Source organism: Streptomyces misionensis (assembly GCF_007896895.1).
Taxonomy (GTDB): domain Bacteria; phylum Actinomycetota; class Actinomycetes; order Streptomycetales; family Streptomycetaceae; genus Streptomyces; species Streptomyces misionensis_A.
The window spans coordinates 1-3,710 of record NZ_VOGW01000174.1; the positions used below are offsets into that span (position 1 = coordinate 1).

General features: G+C 68.8%; 3 protein-coding genes. 1 reads left to right on the plus strand and 2 read right to left on the minus strand.

Annotation, left to right across the window (positions count from 1 at the left end):
* On the minus strand, positions 1-862 hold an 862-nt coding region (locus FRZ03_RS28745; protein WP_146468028.1), incomplete at its 3' end, for an amino acid ABC transporter permease.
* A 40-nt stretch (positions 863-902) separates the two neighbouring features.
* Entirely contained in the window at positions 903-1,862 is a 960-nt protein-coding gene (locus FRZ03_RS28750; RefSeq protein WP_146468029.1) for an ABC transporter substrate-binding protein, read from the minus strand.
* Between the two features lie 597 nt (positions 1,863-2,459).
* On the opposite strand from FRZ03_RS28750, the gene FRZ03_RS28755 reads away from it, so the two are divergent.
* A complete protein-coding gene (locus tag FRZ03_RS28755; RefSeq protein ID WP_146468030.1) occupies positions 2,460-3,683 on the plus strand; it encodes an NAD(P)-dependent malic enzyme in 1,224 nt (407 codons plus the stop codon).
* Positions 3,684-3,710: the final 27 nt, after the last annotated feature.

A 3,710-nucleotide genomic window follows, 5' to 3' on the forward strand; every position in this document is an offset into this window, starting at 1 on the left:
GGGTGCGGCTGGAACCGCGGGCGTAGTACCGCTCGATGTAGTACTGGCCCACGCTGAGCACCGAGGTCATGATCAGGTACCAGGCCGCGGCCAGGAAGTACATCTCCACCGGGGCCCCGGAGTTCTGGCCGATGTCCTGGGCGTAGCGGAACAGTTCGGGGTACTGGACGGCCGCCACCAGGGAGGTCGTCTTCAGCATGTTGATGACCTCGTTGCCGGTCGGCGGCACGATCACCCGCATCGCCTGCGGGATGACCACCCGGCGCAGGGTCTTGCCGTGGCTCATGCCCAGCGCGTGGGCCGCCTCGGTCTGGCCCTCGTCCACCGCGAGCAGGCCCGCCCGGCAGATCTCGGCCATGTACGCCGCCTCGTTCAGACCCAGGCCGAGCAGCGCCGTCAGCAGCGGCGTCATGAAGTTCGACCAGTAGTCCTTGTAGAGCGGCATCAGGTTGATGTACTCGAAGACCAGGCCCAGGTTGAACCAGAGGAACAGCTGGACCAGGACCGGGGTGCCGCGGAAGAACCAGATGTAGAACCAGGCGATGCCCGAGGTCACCGGGTTCTTCGACAGCCGCATGACGGCCAGCACGACGCCGCCCACGATGCCGATCAGCATCGACAGCACGGTCAGCAGAAGCGTTTTGCTGACACCGGTCAGGATGCGATGGTCGAAGAAGTACTGCGGTACCGCGTGCCAGTTGATCTTGCCCTGGCCGAAGGCGTAGACGATCGCGACGAGGATCGCGATGGCGACGACGGCGGTCACATAGCGTCCGTAGTGCCGGACGGGTATCGCTCGGATGGCTTCATGGCCGGCCGGGGGAGTGCCCTGCTCCCCGGCCGTCTTCTCGATGTCAGTCACGGATGTGCTGCCTCTCGGTGGCCGCTGGGTACGCCGCGGGTCACTTGCCGCCGTTGATCACGGATTCCTTGACGGCGCCGTCCTGGGCGCCCCACTTCTCGAGGATCTTCCGGTACTCGCCGTTCTTGATGATGGCGTCCATCGCGGCCTTGAGCGCGTCCCGCAGCCGGGGCGCGTCCTTGGAGACCGCGATGCCGTACGGCGCCGCCTCGACCTGGTCGCCGACGACCTGGAAGTCCTTGCCGCCGCCCGAGGTCTTCACCGCGTACGCGGCCACCGGGAAGTCGGAGGAGGCCGCGTCCACGCCGCCCGAGCGCAGCCGGGTCTGGGACTGCTGGTCGTCGTCGAAGGCCTCGATGGTGAGCTTCTTGCCGCCCGGACACTTCTTGGCCTCCTGCTTGGCCAGGTCCTCCGAGACGGTGCCGCGCTCGACGGCGAGCTTCTTGCCGCACAGATCCGGCCATCCGGTGATGCCCTGGGTGTCGCCCTTGCGGGTGTAGATCGAGACGCCGGCGGTCAGGTAGTCGACGAAGTCGACACCCTGGCCGACCTTCTTGCCGGTGTCCGGGTCCACGCCCTCCTGGCGGTTCTTGTTGTCGGTCATCGCCGACATGGCTATGTCGTAGCGGCCCGAGCGCAGACCCGTGAGCAGGGCGTCGAAGGTGCCGTTGCGGAACTCCAGGCGCACCCCGAGCTGCTTGCCGAGCGCGTTCGCGATGTCCGGGTCCAGGCCGACGACCTTGCCGCCGGCGTCCTTGAACTCCACCGGGGCGTACGCGATGTCCGAGCCGACCAGGATGCGGCCCTTGTCGCGGATGCTCTGCGGGAGCTTGCTCGCGAGCGGGGCGGTGGTCGCGGCGCCGGCGCCGGAGTCGTTGCTCTTGCCCTTGGTCTGGTCGCCGCAGCCGGTGAGCAGCAGGGCGCCCGCGACCGCGATCGCACCGACCGCTGCCAGCCGGGATTGCGTGGCGGTCGTCCGACGCGTGGAGCTTGCGGTCATGGTTGGTTCCTCCGGCGTATGCGAACAGTTTGCCGCTGGGTAGACGAGAACACACACCATTGGGTGGCGCGACCTCGCGGGTTTACGGCATCTTGCCATTCGGACTACGCCATGCAGGGGCGCCGATATGTCAAAATCGGATAACGGGTGACCCCCCGAACCGCAACAGGTCGGTACATCCTTGGTCGCGTGGCGCGTCAGTGCGCCGGACCATCTGCGCGAATCCCGTCCCACCGCCGGAAAATCTCCGGCGCGTCTCGAAATGCGGACGACCGGACCAACGGATTCCGTATCCGTCCCCATTCCGTCGAGTCCCTCGGTGCCCGGGCCCGTGGTGGCACGGCCGTCAGCGGCGTGTCACCCCGGTGTGGCTTTCTGGTTCCGAGATGTGACCTTGCACCTATTGGACTCGTCGTGGGCGCCGTCCGTCCGGTAAGAAGGTTCTTTACACCCCTCATCCGGGGCTCAGGGCGCGTGTGCGGCGCGCCCGTCGCGTATGACCCGTGCGTATCCGCAATCGGGCCGTGCGCGGTGCCCGCCCACCCCTCACCAGGAGTGGTCGACCCTCAAACCATGCATACCTAAGGGGTAGAACAAGTGGCAGCGGAGATCGTCAATCCTCGCAGCGACGTCAGTACGGACCAGGACGGCGGGGCCGAGCCCCTCGATTCCTTCGATCCGGTTTTCGCGCTGCACCGCGGCGGCAAGATGGCCGTGCGGGCCACCGTGCCGGTCCGCGACAAGGACGACCTTTCCCTCGCGTACACGCCCGGCGTCGCGCGCGTGTGCACCGCGATCGCGGAGCAGCCGGAGCTGGTCAACGACTACACATGGAAGTCCTCCGTCGTCGCCGTCGTCACCGACGGCACGGCCGTGCTCGGACTCGGGGACATCGGTCCCCAGGCCTCCCTCCCCGTGATGGAGGGCAAGGCCATCCTCTTCAAGCAGTTCGGCGGCGTGGACGCGGTGCCGATCGCGCTCGACTGCACCGACGTGGACGAGATCGTGGAGACCGTCGTCCGGCTCGCTCCCTCCTTCGGCGGAGTGAACCTGGAGGACATCTCGGCACCCCGGTGCTTCGAGATCGAGCGCCGGCTCCAGGAGCGCCTCGACATCCCGGTCTTCCACGACGACCAGCACGGCACGGCCGTGGTGACGCTCGCCGCGCTGCGCAACGCCGCGCGGCTCAGCGGCCGGGAGATCGGGCAGCTGCGCGCCGTGATCTCGGGCGCCGGCGCGGCCGGTGTCGCCATCGCCAGGATGCTGATCGAGGCCGGCATCGGCGATGTCGCGGTGGCGGACCGCAAGGGCGTCGTCTCCGCCGACCGGGCGGACCTGACCCCGGTCAAGCGCGAGGTGGCCGGCTTCACCAACAAGGCGGGCATCAGCGGCACGCTGGAGGACGCGCTCAAGGGCGCGGACGTCTTCATCGGCGTCTCCGGCGGTACGGTGCCCGAGGAGGCCGTGGCCTCCATGGCCGAGGGCGCCTTCGTGTTCGCGATGGCCAACCCGAACCCCGAGGTGCACCCCGACGTCGCGCACAAGTACGCGGCGGTCGTCGCCACCGGGCGCTCGGACTTCCCGAACCAGATCAACAACGTGCTGGCCTTCCCCGGGATCTTCGCGGGCGCGCTCCAGGTGCGGGCCTCCCGGATCACCGAGGGGATGAAGATCGCGGCGGCCGAGGCGCTGGCCGCGGTGGTCGGCGACGATCTCGCCGCCGACTACGTGATCCCCTCGCCGTTCGACGAGCGGGTGGCACCCGCCGTCACGGCGGCCGTGGCCGCCGCGGCGCGCGCGGAGGGTGTCGCCCGGCGCTGACGCCGGTGGCGAGGGCCCCGTCCGTCC

Excerpts from the sequence above, each read along its gene's own strand:
- FRZ03_RS28750 (WP_146468029.1), bottom strand. The coding sequence starts at position 1,862 with ATGACCGCAAGCTCCACGCGTCGGACGACCGCCACGCAATCCCGGCTG.